This is a genomic window from Cupriavidus sp. D384 (assembly GCF_001652915.1).
GTDB lineage: Bacteria > Pseudomonadota > Gammaproteobacteria > Burkholderiales > Burkholderiaceae > Cupriavidus.
Genome location: NZ_BBQI01000013.1, coordinates 1 through 17,838 on the forward strand (window position 1 = coordinate 1; position 17,838 = coordinate 17,838).

General features: G+C 61.9%; 17 protein-coding genes and 1 pseudogene. 9 read left to right on the forward strand and 9 right to left on the reverse strand.

Annotated features, from left to right (window positions below):
* A pseudogene (locus tag A9J21_RS06630) lies at positions 1-238 on the forward strand (S-(hydroxymethyl)glutathione dehydrogenase); the annotation flags it as partial.
* Positions 239-300: 62 nt separating this feature from the next.
* On the opposite strand, the gene A9J21_RS06635 reads toward A9J21_RS06630, so the two are convergent.
* Positions 301-1,299, reverse strand: coding sequence for a GlxA family transcriptional regulator (locus A9J21_RS06635; RefSeq protein ID WP_066733238.1), 999 nt, complete (start codon positions 1,297-1,299; stop codon positions 301-303).
* A 145-nt stretch (positions 1,300-1,444) separates the two neighbouring features.
* On the opposite strand from A9J21_RS06635, the gene A9J21_RS06640 reads away from it, so the two are divergent.
* Positions 1,445-2,572, forward strand: coding sequence for an ATP-binding protein (locus A9J21_RS06640; RefSeq protein WP_066733126.1), 1,128 nt, complete (start codon positions 1,445-1,447; stop codon positions 2,570-2,572).
* A gap of 88 nt (positions 2,573-2,660) precedes the next feature.
* Here the strand turns inward: A9J21_RS06640 and A9J21_RS06645 are convergent, their stop codons facing one another.
* Both A9J21_RS06645 and A9J21_RS06650 read right to left on the reverse strand, forming a co-directional pair.
* Positions 2,661-4,007, reverse strand: a complete 1,347-nt coding sequence (locus A9J21_RS06645; protein WP_066733127.1) for an MFS transporter — start codon at positions 4,005-4,007, stop codon at positions 2,661-2,663.
* Between the two features lie 25 nt (positions 4,008-4,032).
* Positions 4,033-5,085 carry a lactonase family protein gene (locus A9J21_RS06650; protein ID WP_066733128.1) on the reverse strand — a complete coding sequence of 351 codons (1,053 nt, stop codon included), beginning with the start codon at positions 5,083-5,085 and terminating at the stop codon, positions 4,033-4,035.
* 244 nt (positions 5,086-5,329) lie between these two features.
* On the opposite strand from A9J21_RS06650, the gene acnA reads away from it, so the two are divergent.
* From acnA to A9J21_RS06670, 4 genes are read left to right on the forward strand one after another with little or no spacing between them, the layout of a single operon-like run.
* Positions 5,330-7,969: an aconitate hydratase AcnA gene (gene acnA, locus A9J21_RS06655; RefSeq protein WP_066733129.1), complete on the forward strand. Its 2,640-nt coding sequence runs from the start codon at positions 5,330-5,332 to the stop codon at positions 7,967-7,969.
* A gap of 42 nt (positions 7,970-8,011) precedes the next feature.
* Positions 8,012-8,908 carry a GntR family transcriptional regulator gene (locus A9J21_RS06660; RefSeq protein WP_066733130.1) on the forward strand — a complete coding sequence of 299 codons (897 nt, stop codon included), beginning with the start codon at positions 8,012-8,014 and terminating at the stop codon, positions 8,906-8,908.
* A gap of 18 nt (positions 8,909-8,926) precedes the next feature.
* Entirely contained in the window at positions 8,927-9,670 is a 744-nt protein-coding gene (locus tag A9J21_RS06665) for an ABC transporter substrate-binding protein (protein WP_066733131.1), read from the forward strand.
* 53 nt (positions 9,671-9,723) lie between these two features.
* Positions 9,724-10,416 carry an HD-GYP domain-containing protein gene (locus tag A9J21_RS06670; protein WP_231906835.1) on the forward strand — a complete coding sequence of 231 codons (693 nt, stop codon included), beginning with the start codon at positions 9,724-9,726 and terminating at the stop codon, positions 10,414-10,416.
* Between the two features lie 157 nt (positions 10,417-10,573).
* On the opposite strand, the gene A9J21_RS06675 is transcribed toward A9J21_RS06670, so the two are convergent.
* On the reverse strand, positions 10,574-11,191 hold the full coding sequence (locus A9J21_RS06675) for a helix-turn-helix domain-containing protein (RefSeq protein ID WP_231906836.1): 618 nt from the start codon (positions 11,189-11,191) through the stop codon (positions 10,574-10,576).
* Between the two features lie 182 nt (positions 11,192-11,373).
* Here A9J21_RS06675 and A9J21_RS06680 point away from each other — a divergent pair, with 182 nt between their 5' ends.
* The 3 genes from A9J21_RS06680 to A9J21_RS06690 all read left to right on the forward strand — a co-directional run bounded on the left by A9J21_RS06680 (position 11,374) and on the right by A9J21_RS06690 (position 14,368).
* Complete coding sequence (locus tag A9J21_RS06680) at positions 11,374-12,327, forward strand: tripartite tricarboxylate transporter substrate binding protein (RefSeq protein WP_231906837.1); 954 nt, start codon at positions 11,374-11,376, stop codon at positions 12,325-12,327.
* A gap of 50 nt (positions 12,328-12,377) precedes the next feature.
* Positions 12,378-13,154, forward strand: a complete 777-nt coding sequence (locus A9J21_RS06685; RefSeq protein ID WP_066733139.1) for an aldolase — start codon at positions 12,378-12,380, stop codon at positions 13,152-13,154.
* A gap of 269 nt (positions 13,155-13,423) precedes the next feature.
* A complete protein-coding gene (locus A9J21_RS06690) occupies positions 13,424-14,368 on the forward strand; it encodes a histone deacetylase family protein (RefSeq protein WP_066733141.1) in 945 nt (314 codons plus the stop codon).
* Between the two features lie 400 nt (positions 14,369-14,768).
* Here A9J21_RS06690 and A9J21_RS06695 read toward each other — a convergent pair whose 3' ends face one another.
* The 5 genes from A9J21_RS06695 to A9J21_RS06715 form a co-directional block, all read right to left on the reverse strand.
* Positions 14,769-15,149, reverse strand: coding sequence for a hypothetical protein (locus A9J21_RS06695; protein ID WP_066733145.1), 381 nt, complete (start codon positions 15,147-15,149; stop codon positions 14,769-14,771).
* A gap of 65 nt (positions 15,150-15,214) precedes the next feature.
* The gene (locus A9J21_RS06700) at positions 15,215-15,745 is read right to left on the reverse strand and encodes an isochorismatase family protein (protein WP_066733147.1); all 531 of its coding nucleotides are present in this window, start codon (positions 15,743-15,745) and stop codon (positions 15,215-15,217) included.
* Between the two features lie 154 nt (positions 15,746-15,899).
* The gene (map, locus tag A9J21_RS06705) at positions 15,900-16,667 is read right to left on the reverse strand and encodes a type I methionyl aminopeptidase (protein WP_066733150.1); all 768 of its coding nucleotides are present in this window, start codon (positions 16,665-16,667) and stop codon (positions 15,900-15,902) included.
* On the reverse strand, positions 16,664-16,876 hold the full coding sequence (locus A9J21_RS06710) for a ParD-like family protein (RefSeq protein ID WP_066733152.1): 213 nt from the start codon (positions 16,874-16,876) through the stop codon (positions 16,664-16,666). The genes map and A9J21_RS06710 overlap by 4 nt, the downstream gene beginning before the upstream one ends.
* 185 nt (positions 16,877-17,061) lie before the next feature.
* A complete protein-coding gene (locus A9J21_RS06715; protein WP_066733155.1) occupies positions 17,062-17,838 on the reverse strand; it encodes an SDR family NAD(P)-dependent oxidoreductase in 777 nt (258 codons plus the stop codon).

Consider the following 17,838-nt stretch of genomic DNA (forward strand, 5'->3'; position numbering starts at 1 on the left):
GGCCGGCGCGGAGATCTCGACGCGTCCGTTCCAGCTGGTGACAGGCCGCGAGTGGAAGGGTTCGGCATTCGGCGGCGCACGCGGCCGCACCGACGTGCCCAAGATCGTCGACTGGTACATGGAAGGCAAGCTCAACATCGACGACCTGATCACCCACACGCTGCCGCTCGACCGCATCAACGAGGGCTTCGACCTGATGAAGCGCGGCGAGTCGATCCGCTCCGTGGTCCTGTACTGAGACGGCCTATTCGTTCACAGGCTGCCCGACGACTGGCTACCGCCGGCGTCGGGCACAGCGCGTCAGGCTTCGGTACCGTTTTGTACGCCGGTGCCCGCGAAACGCTCCCGATAGGCACTCGGAGATATGCCGAACCGCCTTTGAAACGCGCGGCGAAGCGTAACCTCCGAAGCGAAACCACATTGGGCCGCCACCCGCTTGAGGGGGAAACCGGTCTCTTCCAGCACGCGTCTGGCGGCGGCGATCCGGCATTGCTCCACATAGTCCGACGGCGACTGGCCCACCTCACGCTGGAATACGCGAGAAAAATTCCTCAAGCTCATTGCCGCGCGCTCAGCCAGGGCTGCGATGGACAAATCCGCATCCGGGGCGTCGTTGATATATGCCTGAATCTGACGGATCGTGGGATTGCTCGTCATTTGACTCTGTAAATGCGAGCTGAACTGGGATTGGCCGCCAGGACGCTTAAGGTAGACGACCAGGTCACGCGCCACTGCAAGGGCGATGTCGCGCCCCAAGTCGTCCTCCACCATTGCTAGCATCAGGTCGAAGACAGCGGTGACACCTGCCGACGTCCATATATCACCATCCCTGACAAAAATTGCATCCGCATCGACCTCGATGTCCGGATAGCGCTGCTGCATCAGCTCCGCCACACTCCAATGGGTCGCGGCGCGCCGGCCGCTCAGCAACCCGGCTTCTGCCAGAAAGAAGCTCGCCGAGCACAGACCCACGACCTTTCTGGCGCGACGGCCACAATCCCGGAACCACTCCACGATCGGCGCTGCCGACTCCAGTGCGCCCAGGATGTCGCGGGAACCCACGACTACCGCCACGTCAGGTATCGCGAGCGGACTGAGCGTCTTGTCAGGTTGCAACGAGATGAGGGTATCCGACTGAACCGCCTCCGCCCTCGCGGCAACCAGCCGCAGGTCGTAGAAGGCGGGCCGGTTCAACTGCCGCAACCTTGTGTTCGCGTAATCGAAGACGTTGATGGCACCCACCGCTTCGATCGCTTTGAAGCCGGGGTAGATGAGGATGTCGACGGTGGTGGCGCTCATTTGCAACTGGACTATCTTGTTGCGCAAGTGTCGCACACCAGGCCGCCGTGAGCGGCATGCGCGAATCGCGATCCTGAGTGGCTCGGCAACTGCCTCCCAATGCGGTATCATCCGGTTTCATCACTCGTGAAACCTTTCATTTTCGATGAAACCTCATGAAACCGCGGATTCGGATCCCTGGCACTTTCCCCGTCCGGATCTCGCCCACACCTATCTTCAGGCTTTCGATCTGAAGCTCTCGTCGGCCCGCGGTCTGTTTGCGCGACGTCGGATGGGAAAAACCGAGTTCCTGCGCCGCGACTTGTTGCCCGCCGCGGTGGAACGCGGTTATCTCGTCGCCTATACGAATCTCTGGGATAACCGTTCGTCACCGGACGCCGCCCTGGTTGCAGCGCTGGCGGAGGCTTTGGAGCCGCAGGGCGTGAAGGCCATCGTGGCCAGGCTGGCAAAGCCCGTTCGCAAGGTCAAGGTCGGCGCAAAGCTGCCAGGGGGCGCGGAAGGATCCCTGGAAGCCGACCTCGCCGCCCCCTCCGACCGTTCGATGGCGCTCCGCGAAGTCCTGAAACAGCTGGACAAGCAGAAGCGCCCGCTGCTACTGGTCATCGACGAAGCGCAAGTCCTCGCAAGCGCCAGCCATGCGGACTTTGCACACGCGTTGCGCGCTGCCCTGGACATCCGCAAGGAACGCATCAAGGTGATCTTTGCCGGCAGTTCCGAGACAACGCTACGCGAGATGTTTGCACGCGCTTCGGAGCCGTTCTACAACTGGGCGGCGCTCGAGCCTTTTCCTCTGCTGGGGGACGAATTTGTCGCGTTCACCGTCAAGCTCCTGAACACCATGGCCCGGAAGACGCTCACGTTGCAGCAAGGCAAGCACGCGTTTTCCGAACTGCACCATACGCCCGAGTTCTTCAAGCGGTTCGTCGAGCGGTACATGCTCTATCAGGTGCAGGGTGAAGCCAGCGCGTTGGCGCACACCAAAGCTTCGGTATTCTCCGACGAGCACTTTCTCAAGCAGTGGTCTACGCTTATTCCCGCCGATCAGGCAATCATTACGCTGATCGCCCGAGGCGAATCGGATCTCCACGGCGTCGCCGGCCTGGCCAGGCTTTCTGAACTGCTTGAGAAGACCGCGACCAAGAATACCGTCGCGCAGGCGCTTCGTCGCCTGCAGGCAGCCAATGCGGTCACCCGCCTTGGGATTGGCGACTACCGCATTGAAGATGAGGCGTTTGCGGAATGGATCCGACGCAAGTCGACCGGGCGGCGATAAAGCGCAGCAGTGCTTCAGCCATTCGTGCCTGGCCAGCGCGCCTTCTGGAATCCACCTCGGCTTCCTGCTGCCGGGCTTGACGGGGTGACTATTGGCGGTGGCTCGTACGGTGACGAATAGGCGCCGGCGCAAGGTCTTCTTCGCGGTGCTCGGTGATACGGATGAAGAAGGTCATGAGGAACGAGATCACGAGCAAACCCGCGAGGAACAACAGGCCTGTCGAGGCACTATGCGTCTGGCCCTTGATGTAGCCAATCGCAAACGGTCCGGCGAATCCCCCGAGGTTTCCGATCGAATTGATCACGGCGATCGAGACGGCCGCTGTCGAGCGACTCAGGAACAGCGTGGGCAATGCCCAGAACGGAGACTTGAACGCGTAGAGGCCCGCCAGGCTCAGGCTGATCAACGCAATGGCGGCATAGGGATTGCCGACCATGCCCGCACCAACCAGCGAGACGGCCGCCACGGCCAGGGGCAGCGCCGAGTGAAGCCGGCGTTCATTGCGGCGATCGGAACTGCGCGACCATAGGATCATCATCACCGTGGCAAACAGGTACGGCGCCATCGCGATCACGCCCACCTGTGTATGCGTGAGCGAGGAAGAGAACCCGGCAATGATCTGCGGCATCCAGTAGCCGACCCCCAGGCTGCCGCACTGGTAGACAAAGTAGATGAACGCCAGGTACAGCACCTTGGGGCTCTGCATGACCTTGAGCGTGCTCAGGTGCACTGCCTGCGGACGCGCCTTGCGGTCGCGCTCCAGTTCGTCCGTCAGCCATTGCTTCTCATCGGCCGTCAGCCAGCGGGCATCGGCAGGACGATCGGTCAGGTACAGGTAGCAGAGCGCGCCACCGATCACGGCCGGGGCGCCTTCGAGCAACAGCATCCAGCGCCATCCGCTCCACGCAAGCCAATGCACGTTATCCATGATCCAGGTGCTAAGCGGTGCACCGATGATGTACGACACCGGGATCGCCGCCGTGAACATCGCCACGGTTGTTGCCAGCTCCTTTGCCCGGAACCAGTAAGTCAGGTAGACGATGATGCCGGGAAAGAAACCCGCCTCGGCCACGCCCAGGAGAAAGCGCAGCACGTAAAGTTGCTGCGCGTTCTGCACGAATGCGCTGACCACGGCGATGGCACCCCACGACGCCAGGATTCTCGCGATCCACCGCCGCGCGCCGAAGCGGTTCAGCATCACGTTGCTGGGCACCTCGAACAGAAAATAGCCGATAAAGAAGATGCCCGAGACAAAGCCAAAGGCTTCGCTGGACAGCGCCAGTTCCTTGTTCATCTGGAGGGCCGCGTAACCGATATTGGCGCGATCCAGATACGAAATGATGTAGAGGACAAAGACAAACGGGATGATGCGCCAGGTGATCTTTCTGACCGTGGCGCGTTCGTCGACTTCGGGGCGGGCGTTGGTTTGCTGCATGGCGTGCGCTACCGGTGAGTGCCGATCAGGCGGAGAAGACCATGCAGACGGGGCTGCCCGATTGCACGCTGAAGCCGGTGGGCTTGAGGCGCCCGGTAGCTTGATCGATGTGCATCGCGACGATCGAATCGCTATCCTCGTTCAACACATACATGTGTCGGCCGTTGGGCGCCGACGCAAAGAAGCGCGGTGTCTTGCCTTGCGATGGCGCCGCCTCGACAAGGCGCAGGTGGCCCGTAGCAGGGTCGATCTGGAACACGGCGATACTGTCGTAGCCGCGGTTCGACGCATAGACAAAGCGACCCGTGCGATCCACTTCGATCTCCGAAGCCCGGCTGTTGCCCGTAAAGGTGTCGGGCAGGCTTGAAACAATCTGCAGCGGCTTCAACGCGCCGGTTCCCGCATCGTAGGCATACGTGGTCACCGTCGAATCCAGTTCGTTGACGACGTAGCCGAACTTCCCGTTCGGATGAAAGACGATATGGCGCGGGCCGGCGGTTTCGCGCGACTCGACGAAAGCAGGCTCGGCCGGCGTCAGCTTGCCGCCGGCAAAGCGGAACGTGAATGTACGGTCCAGCCCCTTGTCCGGCACCACCACGAACTGACCACTCGGGTCAAACGGGTTGAAGTGGGGCTTGGCCTGCTTCTGCTCCACGCGATGCGGACCAATCGGGCCATCGAGCTTGACCAGTTGCGTCAGTTCTCCCAGGGATCCGTCGGCTTGCAACGGCAGCACCGCCAGGCTGGCGCCGATATGGTTCGACACGACGATGAACTTGCCGGTCGGGTCGATGGCCAGGTGCACCGGGTTCTTGCCCTGCGTGCCCTGGCGATTGATGAATTCCAGTTTCCCGCTGGTTTTGTCCACAGCGAAGGCGCTGATATCGCTCAAGTCGCCATGTACCGTGTACAGGCGCTCCCCGTTCGCGCTCAGCGCCAGGAACGAAGGATTGACAAGGTCTTTCACAAGCTGGGTGAGTTCCAGCGCGCCCGTTTCGGTGTCCACACGGAACACGCTGATGCCGTCACCTCGGGCGTTGCGTTCACGGGTGGTTCTCGAGCCTACGTATGCGTACATCTTCTTTCCTTTCAGGGATGTCTTGCCCCCGATGCCTGCGGCGACTGCCGTCGATACGGGCCATCCAACCGCCGATACCGCAGACATGACAACGGCCCCGCCGAGAAGACGGCGGCGTTGGACATTGAGTGCCGGATCGGCACGCTCAGGGGATGCGTTCACAGAGATGTCTCCTCGTTATCTGTGGATGATTGGGGTTTCCACTTGATTGCATTTTGACGTAAACACATGCAAAGTAAAGCCTATGGAAAACACCTACACCCCCGCCGAAGGCCAGTTAAGTGCCGCTAACGGCTCTTACCGCTATGTCGACCTGCCTGGCATGCTGGGCGATACGCTGGCGCGCCTGCCCGTCGTCTTGCGGCTGCTGCTGGAAAACGTGACCCGGAACATGGCGGGCGAAGAGCGCTCGGAGGCCATCCAGGGCATCGTCGCGTGGCTGGAGACAGGCAGCAGCGAATCGGAAATTGCATTCCAGCCGGGCCGCGTGTTGATGCACGACACGACCAGCACCCCCGCCCTGGTGGACATTGCGGCCATGCGCGACGCGCTCGCGGAAGCCGGCGCGGACCCGACGTTGCTCAATCCGGTATTGCCCGTCGACTCATCGGTTGATCACTCGCTGGCGGTGGAAGCGTTTGCACGGCCAGAGGCCGCGATCGAAAACCTGAAGATCGAAAGCCAGCGCAATGCGGAGCGCTACAGCTTCCTGCGCTGGGCGTCGAAGGCCTTGCAAGGGGTGCGGATTCACCCTCCGGGCACCGGCATCATGCATACGATCAACCTGGAGCAGCTCGCTACCGTGGTCACGACGCAGGAGCGGGACGGCCAGGTATGGGCGGTACCCGACACGCTGATCGGCACGGACAGCCATACGCCGATGATCAACGGCATCGGGGTGCTCGGGTGGGGCGTTGGCGGCCTGGAAGCGCAAACCGTGATGTTCGGCATGCCGGTGATGCAGCGCATTCCCGATGTCATCGGCGTGCGACTGACCCACGCGCTACAGCCTGGCGTACTGGCTACGGACCTCGCCCTGACGGTCACCCAACGGCTTCGGGCAATCGGTGTCTCGGGGGAATTCGTTGAGTTTTTTGGTCCCGGGGTCTCGACCTTGACCGCCGGCGACCGGTCGGTGGTGGCCAACATGGCGCCCGAGTACGGCGCCACCACCGGCTACTTTCCCATTGATGCGCAAACGCTCATCTACCTGGCATCGACAGGACGCTCGCCTGCCGCCATCGAGCTGACCCGCGCGTACGCCCAGAAAGCTGGCTTGTGGTTCGACCCGGAGGCCACGCCTCGCTACACGCACACGATCGAGATCGACCTCGCCAACATCGGCATGCATATCGCCGGTCCACGTCGGCCGCAAGACCTGCTGTCCTATACGGACACGGCCAAGGCGCTGGCGGAGTTTCCAGTCACGACCGATGCACCACACCCGGACATGCCACGCTATCCAGTTGGGATCGCTGCGATCACGAGTTGCACCAACACGTCCGATCCCGCGCTCCTGGTGGCGGCTGGCCTGGTCGCCCGAAAGGCCCGGGCACGCGGACTCACCGTCGCACCGTGGATCAAGACGTCGCTGGCTCCGGGATCGCCTGCAGCGGCCGACTACCTGCAGCGCAGTGGATTGCTCGATGACCTGTCGGCGGTCGGCTTCGACATTGTCGGCTTCGGGTGCACCACTTGCATTGGCAACTCGGGGCCGCTGACCCCGGCGATTCGCGAGGCCATCTCGCAAGGAACGGCATGGCCGGTCGCCATGCTCTCTGGCAATCGCAATTTTCCTGGCCGCATTCATCCGGACCTGAATCTGGGCTTCATCATGTCGCCGCCACTCGTGGTGGCGTTTGCCCTCGCTGGCGACGCCGAACGCGACCTCGGCACGCAGCCGGTGCAGACCGCACCCGATGGATCGGACGTTTACCTCAAGGATTTGTGGCCGACCCGTGAAGAAATCGCCGAGTCGCTCGCGGCAGGCGCCAACCCGGAAGACTATCGTCGGGCCTTCGCGATAGCATCAAAGAATCCCGTGTGGGCGGCCCTTCCCTCTCCCAATGCCGCGCGCTACCCCTGGAATCCAGCCTCGACAGCGTTGCGACGCCCGCCATTTGCCGCGCTGGATCAGGGCTCGCAACTGGGCGAATACGAAGCGTGGCCCTTGCTGGTGCTTGGCGATGACGTGACAACCGACCACATCTCCCCGGCAAGCGCCATCCCGAAAGACAGCTTCGTGGCCGACTTCCTGGTCAGTCGCGGCGACAACCGTAACGACCTGAACGTGTTCGCTTCGCGGCGCGGCAACTGGGAGGTCATGATCCGCGCGGCCTTCTATAACAAGACGCTCGTGAACCTGCTCAAGCCTGGCGCGCCGACGGCCAATACCGTGCACGTCCCGAGTGGCGAGGTGGCGCCGATCTTCGAAGTGGCCCAGCGCTACCACGCCGAAGGCGAGTCTGTTGTCCTGATTGCCGGCGAGCGCTATGGCACCGGCTCGTCCCGGGACTGGGCGGCCAAGGGGCAGCGCCTGCTCGGGATCCGTTCGGTGATTGCGGTAAGCTTCGAGAGAATCCACCGTTCCAACCTGATCGGCATGGGCATTCTGCCGCTGCGTCTGCCCGCCGGCGTCAATCCCCAGACCCTGGCGATCCAGCAAGGCGACAGGATCCATGTGGGCGCGAATGCGCAGGCACTCAGGCCTCGGGGCAAGGTGCCGGTGCGTATCGTCCGCCGGGATGGGACCGTGGAAGCATTTGAAGCCACTGCGGCTGTAGAGACCCGCCTTGAGGTCGAATTGCTGCAACGCGGAGGCGTCATTCCATCGATTCTCCAGAAGACGCTGGCCCAGCTTGATACGGACGCCCCGACGGCATAAGCCTCGTCCGCGTTTGCAGTGCGCGTTGGCCGGCGCCAGACCATGAACCACGACAGATCCATCGCGACGCAGATCGTCGAACTGATTCAAGCCGAAAAGATGCCGGTCGGCGCGCATATGCGCGCCCAGATGCTGGCGGACAAGCTGCGCGTATCCCGGACACCGGTCAACGACGCGTTGGCTTTGCTCCATGAGAAAGGGATCCTGACGCGCGAGAAGAATCGCGGGTTTTTCCTGGCGCAGTCGCTGACCGCCCCCGCATCGGACCTGGCCGCCCAGCTCGGCATCACGAAGCCGGACGCCGTAAGCGCCGCCTATTTCCAGATCGCGGACGACCTGCTCAAGGGCGAATTGCCCACCGAAGTGTCGGAGCAGGCGATCAAGCTCCGGTACGAATTGACGAGCACCCAGCTCAGCGCGGTGCTCACGCGGATTACGCAGGAGGGTTGGGGCGAGCGAAAGCCAGGTTATGGCTGGTCGTTTTCCACCATGCTGACCACGCCTGACTCGCTGCTGCAATCGTATCGCATGCGGCTCGCCCTGGAGCCTGCCGCATTGATGGAGCCTGGGTACCGGCTTGACGCCGCCGTCATTGAACGTCTGCGCGCAGCCGAGATTCATTTGCTTGAGGGCGGCATCGAGACCGACACCGCCGATCAGCTGCACGACCGTGGCGTCCGGTTCCATGAGTCCCTGGTAGAAGCTTCCGGCAATCCGTTCTTTATCGACGCCATTCGCCGCGTCAACCGCGTCCGGCGACTGCTGTCCTATCGCTCCATGAAAGATCGCGTTCGTTACGAGGAACACGCGAAACAGCACCTTCACATCATCGAACTGCTCGAAGCCGGGCGCAATGGTGAGGCCTCCCGGGCCTTGCGCGAACATCTCGGCCATACGCTGGCTGCACTGGCGAAGATCACAGAAATTCTTGAACCTTAGGAAGCGATAAACAAGCCCATGACTGTAGACAAAGCCATTCTGGATGCATTCGCGCCGACGGGCGTGCTGCGCGCGTCGATCAACCTCGGCAACCCGATTCTGGCTCACCGGAAAGCCGATGGCAGCGCAGGCGGCGTCTCGGTAGATCTGGCGAATGCACTGGCTGAACGCCTGGGTGTCGATCTCGAACTCGTCGTGGTCGATGCCGCCGGCAAATCTGTCGACGTCGTGACCAACGAGCAAGCGGACGTTGGCTTCTTTGCCATCGATCCCAAGCGCGGCGCCGCCATCGCATTCACGGCACCGTACGTCCTGATTGAAGGCTATTACCTGGTGCGCGAGGATTCTCCCGTTCGCACCAATGCCGATGTGGATCAGGCCGGTACCAGCGTCGTTGTCGGCAAAGGCAGTGCCTACGATCTGTATCTCTCGCGCGAGTTGCAGCAAGCGGCGATCGTGCGGGCGCCCACCTCGCCCACCGTCGTCAAGATGTTTCTTGACGAGCAATTCGACGTCGCAGCCGGTGTCAAGCAGCAATTGGAAGCGGATATCGCCGGCATCCCCGGATATCGACTACTGGACGAACGATTCATGGTCATCCGCCAGGCCATGGGTACCCCCAAGTCACGCGGTGAACACGCCGCCCGGTTTCTTGCAGACTTCGTCGAGTCCGCGAAAAGCCAGGGGCTTGTTGCACAGGCGTTGGTGCGGCATGGCATCCAGGGTGCCGATGTGGCGCCCCTGGAGCACGTCTCCGTTTGACGCACTCGCTGGGCTCCGCTACCTGCGGAATGCATCGACCGCATGCGGGGGCAATGGCAAAATGCCCTCCTTTTCGCCCCCGCAGCAATATGAGCAGCAATGCAGTACTCACGTTGGCAAGTCTTGCCACGGCCAGTGCGGTGCGCTACGACGGCGCCGTATCCCATGTCATCCGCACGGCGCTGGTGGCCGAATGCCTGGCCGGGCTGGCCGGATTGGACCCGCAAGAGCAGGAGATAATCCGCCTAGCCACGCCGGTCCACGACATCGGCAAATTGGCGATTGCCGATTCGGTCCTCCTGAAGCCTGGCCGTCTGGACCCCCAGGAACGGACGGAAATGGAGCGACACTCCAGCATCGGCGCGGACATCCTTGCGGGAAGCACCGACGAGCTTCTGCAGTTCGCGGCATTGATGGCGCGCTGCCATCACGAGCGATATGACGGCATGGGGTATCCACAAGGCCTGGCCGGTGGCGAGCTGCCGTTGGCGGTGCGTGTGGTGGCGATTGCCGATGCCTTTGACGCCATGACCGAGGACCGGTGCTATCACCCGGGCATGACCGAAGAAGCGGCATGCGGGATCCTGGAGCAAGGCAGCGGCACGCATTTCGATGCCAACCTCGTTGCGGTCTTTGTCGATGGATTTGCACGCGTCCGGTCAGCCAGGCAATACGCCGATCAGGTATTGCGTTCCGGCGCGCCCGCAGATGTCGTCGGCAGGTTCTACGGCTTGCCCCGGCAATAAGATCCGCGGTCTGCCAGGCGGCAGGCACCGAGTCATCCCTTGCAGGCCCCGCATTTTGCGGGGCTTTTCCTTTGAGGCGGGGTATCCCTCACGACAGGGGCGCTCAGAATTGACGCCTCGTCACGCGACCCGCTTCGCAGCTGCAACACCAGCGGAATCAGGTCTTCTTGCGATCGCTGACGACGACGAGCGCCTGCGCCTGGACCTTTCCCACCGAGCGCGATCTGTGCGGAATGGACGCATTGAAGTAGAGCGAGTCGCCGGCGCTCATCCGCACGGTGCGATCGTCAAACAGCACTTCCATCTGCCCGGATACCACGAAGATCAGCTCTTCGCCGGCATGGCTGGCCATCGGCTGGTCTTCGGCCAGTGCGAATGGCGGCAGCATGATGAACGGCTGCATGGCCTTGTCCGGCCGTTCCGTCGCTATCGCCTCATAGGTGTAGCCCTGCCGCTCGGCCGATGGACTGAACGGAATCCGGTCGCCCGCTTTCACGAGCAGGATCTCGTTGGCCCGCGATGCCTTGGAGATCAATTGATCGACCGTTACCGAGAGCGCTTCAGCGAGCTTGAGCACGGTGCCGATGGTCGGCGACGACAGCCCGCGTTCCAGCTTGGATAGATAGCTCTTGGTCAGCGACGCGCGCTGCGCCAATTCCTCAAGTGTCAGGCCGTTCAGCTTCCTCAGTTCTGCCAGCCGCTCGGCGATGCCGGTTGCCGCAGGCTCCGCGCTCACTTCTTGCTTTTTCGTCATCCCCAGAACCGCAAGTTTCATGCGCCTGGACAGGCGCTTCCATGGCCCGCGATTGTACGGCCCGTACGCGCCCCCGACAACTTGGTTGCACACATGACACTTTGGTGTCATGCTAGACACACTTGTTTCCATCCCTGCTTCAAAAAACGCCCCCAAGGAGAATGCAAGTGAGTCCCTGCCGCCCCCGCTGTCGCGACCTGTCCGTGGTCGCTCTATCTGCTGCACTGTTGTCAAGCCTTCCCCTTGTCGCTCACGCGGCAGAGTATCCAGACAAAGCCATCACCCTGGTCGTCCCGTTTGGCGCGGGCGGCATCACCGACCTCGTGGCCCGCGCCACGGGCAAGGCGCTTTCCGAGCAACTCGGTCAATCGATCGTCGTGGAGAACCGTCCCGGTGCGGGCGGGAATATTGCGGCGGACTTTGTGCGGCGTGCCCGGCCGGACGGCTACACGCTGATGTTCACGACCGTCGGCATCCTGGCCGTCAACCCGCATACCGACGTCAAGGTCAACTTCGACAGCGCAAAAGACTTCACCTACATCTCGCTGGTGGGTTCGACACCGCATCTGGTGGTGGTGAATGCGGACGTTCCGGCAAAGACCCTCCCCGATCTGGTCAAGCTGGCCCAGCGCAAGCCGGACGCCGTCAGCGTCGGCACCGCAGGCGTCGGTAGTTCGCCCTATCAGGGGATGCGCGTGCTGCAGGACGTGGCAAAGGTCGAATTCCTCCATGTGCCATTCAAGAGCGGCGCGGAGTCGGTTACCAATGTCGTCGCGGGGCAGGTAAACATGACCTTCGAGGCGACGCCTCAGGTCATGCCGTTCGTGACCTCAGGCAAGCTTCGCGCCTTGGCCGTGGCAAACCCGCGGCGGCTGTCTACCGCGCCCCAGGTGCCGTCGACGGCCGAACTGGGTTTCCCGACCGTGGTGTCAGGCTCGGTCGCCGGCCTCATCGGCCCAGCAGGGCTCGATCCGGCCATCGTGAAAAAGCTCAATACCGCGGTAGCCACGGCAATGGCGAATCCGAAATTCAAGGCAACTTTGGTGGCGCAAGGCACGGAGCCGCTCGGGTCTACACCTGAACAATTCCGCACCCTGATCGCGGAAGAAAATCAACGATGGTCCGCGTTGCTTGGCGCAGGCGATCGCGCAAAATAAAACACACACCCATCCCCAACACTCTCCAGCACATCCCAGAAGGACACACCATGGCTGACACTATGCAACTGAGCAAGGACGAGATCGTTTCCGCCTCGCTCCAGAAGATGCAGACCGAACTCCGGGCTGACAAGATGCCGCTGCGCGAAGCGGTCGCGGAAACCTGCCGGATCCTGTTCGCTTTTGGCCACGACTCCGGCCTCTCGGGCCAAATCACGGCGCGGGCCGAAGCGCCTGGCACGTACTACACCCAGCGCCTTGGCCTGGGTTTTGACGAAATCACGTCGGACAACCTGCTGCTCGTGAACGAAGACCTTGAAGTGCTGTCCGGCAGCGGCATGCCCAACCCCGCCAACCGCTTCCATTCGTGGCTCTACCGCGCCCGCCCGGACTTGAACTGCATCGTGCATTCCCACGCGCCCCATGCCTCCGCGCTGGCGATGCTGGAAGTGCCGCTGACCATCTCGCACATGGACACGTGCGTGCTCTACGATCAGACGGCTTTCCTCGAAAAATGGCCTGGCATTCCGGTGGGCAATGAGGAGGGAGAGATCATCTCCTCGGCGCTTGGCGACAAGAAGGCGATCCTGCTCTCGCACCACGGCCTGCTGGTTGCCGGGGCTTCGGTGGAAGAAGCCTGTGTGCTGGGCGTGATGTTCGAGCGGGCTGCCCGACTTCAGCTACTGGCGATGGCCGCCGGCGAGATTCAGCCGATTTCCCCGGAACTGGGCCGTGAAGCACAGCGCTGGGTGAGCACGCAAAAGCGGTTCGAGGCAACCTTTGCCTACTATTCGCGTCGCGCCCGTCGTGAACTCGGTGCGCATTGAGCACGCTTCCCGGCAATCCACGGTAAGGATCGATTGCGTGGCTGCCCATGCTGTTGGCGGCCGCGCAACGTCAATGCAGGAACACCAGAGACATTTGTAGTTGGCGGCGCCGATGCTGGCACAACGCTGGCAGAGGCTGCAAACAAGGCCCCAACCGAGCGGACTTTCTTCTGATATATTACATATCAGACGGGGCTATCGTGACGACCACGTACGCACCGAGATGCGATGTAGGGAAAGTCGCCGGTTGAAACCGAGTACAGCCGAATATGACAACTACGATTGTTTATACCCATGCCGCGTGCCTCGAACACCGCCCCGGCCCCCACCACCCCGAGTCCCCTGAACGCCTGAAAGCCGTCGTGCAGGCGTTGCGAACGCCGGACTTCGCTTCGCTGGAATGGCGCGATGCGCCAATGGGCACCGTCGAGCAGTTGCAATTGATTCACGATGGGTACTACATCGACGAGATCGAGCAAAGCGCCCCCACCCATGGCTACGTGCCGCTGGACGCTGGCGATACGGTCATGTCGCCGGGCTCGTGGGAAGCCGTCATGCGCTGCGTCGGCGCGGCTTGTGCGGGTGTCGATGCGGTGATGGATGGCCAGGCGCGCAACGTGTTCTGCGCGACGCGGCCGTGCGGCCATCACGCCGAACCTGCGAAGGCGATGGGCTTTTGCATTTTCAACCAGGCGGCGATCGCTGCAGCCTATGCCTATGAGGTGCACAAACTCGAACGCGTCGCGGTGGTCGATTTCGATGTGCATCACGGCAATGGCACCCAGGCAGCATTCTTCGACCGTCCGGAGCTGTTCTACGCGTCCAGCCACCAGTCACCTTTCTATCCCGGTACGGGAGCCCGGGCCGAGACTGGGGTGAACCACAATATCGTCAACGTTCCATTGCCACGCGGCTGCGACTCGGCGCAGTTCCGTGCTGCGATTTCTGACCTTGTACTTCCCGCGCTAAGGGCGTTCGCCCCCGAAATCCTGATTGTTTCCGCTGGATTCGACGCGCACCGCCTGGATCCCCTTGCTGGCATGAACCTGGAGGACAGCGACTTCCATTGGATCACCAGGGAACTGATGCAGATTGCCGACCAGACGTGCGACGGCCGCATTGTTTCGATCCTGGAAGGGGGCTATAGCCTGGACGCCTTGGCCACGAGCACAGTGGCCCATGTCAGCGCGTTGATGCAAGTCGACGCCACGTGAGCGGACGGCGGTGGTGTTACGCGGTCATCATCCCGCGCGGGGCAAGTTCCACCGCCCACGACCAGACCATGCCGACCAGGGCGGACTTACATGACGCATGGGCTGAAGCGTGCTGTTGAGTCATGAGCCTGTGCGGGTCTGCAGGCGCACTATCACGGCTCTTTTTGGCGAGGATGGCTCGGATCCCTGTTTCAGGGAATCGCGCACCCTGTCTTCAATCGTCCCCATAACCTGACGTCTTCGCACACGCACACGGAACACTGGGATATCCACAGTTTCTGTGGATAACATCGCGTAATCTGGCTTTCCTGCCGCTTCAGGCACCCAGGCCTTCGGGCTGCCTAGAAAATGAGCATGCTGGCTACGAATCACCATGCACCGGCCTGGACCTGACGAAGCGTCAGGTTGCCGCCGTCTGCACAAGCGCTTCGACGCCGGGGTCCTCTTTCGGCCGGCTCAGGGGCGTTTTGTGGACGTAGCCTTCCGTTCCACTGTGCGTGGGCTCAACGCCCTGCTTGCGTAGATGAGCAGCGACCGTCTCACACCAACTGAGCAACTGCTGCTTGTCCAGATCAGCGACTATGTCTTCACCGAAAAGATTCGAAAGCTCGAGGGCGACACCTGAAAACGAGGCGCCGTCGTCCCGGATGGTCAGCACGCCGTCGCCGTCGTGGTCGCACATCTCAATCCTTGTGGCCAACATACCCTTTACCTCCTGACGCATCGTAACCATCACAAGCGACCTCCCGTCCGTGGGATCGGCGAGTGGGTGTATCCCCATGCTAGTCGATCAACTCTCATGCGACCAACGGAACAACGACCGCTCCCGCATCATTAGAGGTGGTTCTATCGAATTAGCTTGAGGACGTCCCGGAACTGCGGATGGCTGCTGCTTCTCATCCATTCGAACGCAATCATCTCCACGGTGGCGAGTGTCGCGCCGGCTTTGGCAAGTCGCTCCATTGCCGTATTCAGATTCCGTTCCGTGCGGGAACCTATGGCATCGACGACGATGGTGAGGGCGAGACCGCGACTCAGCAGTCCCATTGCGGTTTGCAGAACGCAAACATGCGCTTCGCAACCTGCGACGATGACTGTTCGCCGGTCCTCCGCCAAGGCATCGGCCAGTCCGTCTTCGCAACCATCAAAGTGATGCTTGGCAAGCGTCCGTGCGCAGAGTTGCCTGATCTCGGGGAGGCTTTCGCCCAGGCCTTCTGGGTTCTGCTCGGTGCCGATAGTTGGCACCTGGAGTAACCGAGCAATACGAGCCAGCCGCAAGGCTTCCGCCACCACCCGGTCACCGCCAAAAATGCTTGGCATCAGGCGCTGCTGAAAGTCCACCAGGACCAAGGTCGATGCCGCTGCGCTGTGTAGCATGTCTCCTCCTGCTTTCTGCTGCGGTGATGCTCAATCGCGCGAACGCCGCCCACCCCGGACCGAATCCCGCAAAGCGTTTACGTGCGGACCGTGCCACCGGCGGGCCATCGAACGAATGTGTATTTGCCCCGAGGAGTGCGCTCTTGTCCGTGCATCAGCTTGGCGTCTTCTCGTCTGCGCGGAGCGTCAAGACGCGAACGCCGTTTCGCGTCACCGCCACGGTGTGTTCGAACTGGGCAGACAGTCTTCCATCACGTGTGACGACGGTCCAGCCATCGTCTTCGGTATGGACCGCGTGCCGCCCCTGGTTGACCATCGGCTCGATGGTGAACACCATGCCCTCTCGCAACGCCAAGCCGGTGTTCGGCCGCCCCCAATGCAGGACCTCCGGGGCCTCGTGCATTTCTCGACCAATGCCGTGTCCGCAGTATTCGCGTACGACAGCGTATCCATGGCGCCGAGCATGTCGCTCGATGGCATGTCCGATATCACCCAGTCTTGCGCCTGGACGAACCGCCTTGATGCCCTTCCACATCGCTTCATACGTTACCCGGACAAGCTGCCGGGCCAGCGGCGAGACATCGCCTACAAGGTAGGTCTTGCTGGAATCTGCGATATAGCCATTCTTCTCCAGCGTAATATCGAAGTTCACGATGTCCCCGTCCTGCAGCACGTCGGTCGTGGATGGAACGCCGTGGCAGACCACGTTATTGCGGGACGCATTGAGGGCGTAGGCATAGCCGTACTGGCCCTTGCTAGCCGGACGAGCGTGGAGCTCCTCCACAATAAAGCGATCGACGAGGTCGTTGACCTGCATGGTCGACATGCCAATCAGATTCAGCCGATCCAGGCAGGCAAACACATCCGCAAGCAGCCGGCCTGATTCGGCCATCAGGGCAATCTCCTCGGGCTGCTTTATCACTTCGAAGCCACCCTCAAACCCTCGGTGGCAACACCTGCGGCCTTCAGCTCGCGCGAGACAATTTCATTGAAGCTCTGCGTAGGATTCATTTCGCAGAGCATGCCAATCTTCATCCAGAACGCTGCCTGAGCGTTGATAGACCGGCACGTAACGCCGCTCGCTTTGCGAAGCTGATCGTGCAGCTCGTCATCGATGTTTACGATACCCATGCTTTGTTCATATACGAAACGTATATGAATCATATAGCAACAGTAGCGAACGGCGCAACCCTTTGCGACGGCTCCGGTCTGCCTACTACAGCGCGCGCTGATTCCGCGCGCTGTAGTCTGCGTACGAAACAGACCACCATCACCTCGGCAGAACGCCCCAATAAAGCCGACGAAGCGGCGGTCGATCAGAGGTGCATGCCGCCCGATACCTCTACCCGTTCACCGGTCATCCAACCCATATCCGGCGACAGCAGTGCAACCACGGCGCCGCCAATATCGTCGGGCTGGCCAACGCGGCCCAGCGCGGTGACGCCTGCCACTGCCGCATTGACCTGCGGATTGTCGCGCACCGCGCCGTTTCCGAAGTCGGTTGCGATGGCCCCGGGAGCGAGGGTGTTCACCCTGATGCCACGTGGGGCCAGTTCGCTTGCCATGTATCGTGACAACACTTCAACGCCCCCCTTCATCGTCGCGTAAGTCGCCTTGCCCGGCGCGCAGAAGCGAGCCAGTCCGCTGGAGACATTGAGGATCCGCCCGCCATCGGCGAGCAACGGGACCAGCGCCTGGGTCAGGAAGAACACGCCCTTCAGATGGATGTTCATCAGGTTGTCGAACTCCGCCTCAGTCGTCTCCATGAAAGGTACGTTCGAGCCATTGCCGGCATTGTTGACCAGAGCATGGAATCGATCACACTCGAATTCGCGTGCCAGCGTGGCCTGCAAGGTCTGGGCGAACGCCCGAAAGGTATCGCTCCTGCCGGTATCGAGTTGCAGGGCGACGGCCTTGCGGCCAGCTTGCCGTACCGCTTCGACTGTCTCGCGAGCGGCGTCGACACGTTCCGCGTAGGTAATGACCACATCCCAGCCGTTGGCGGCCAGGTGCAGGGCGGCCGACTTGCCGAGGCCGCGACTGGCACCGGTGATCAGGGCGATGCGTTGGTTGGTAGAGGACGATGCGTTCAT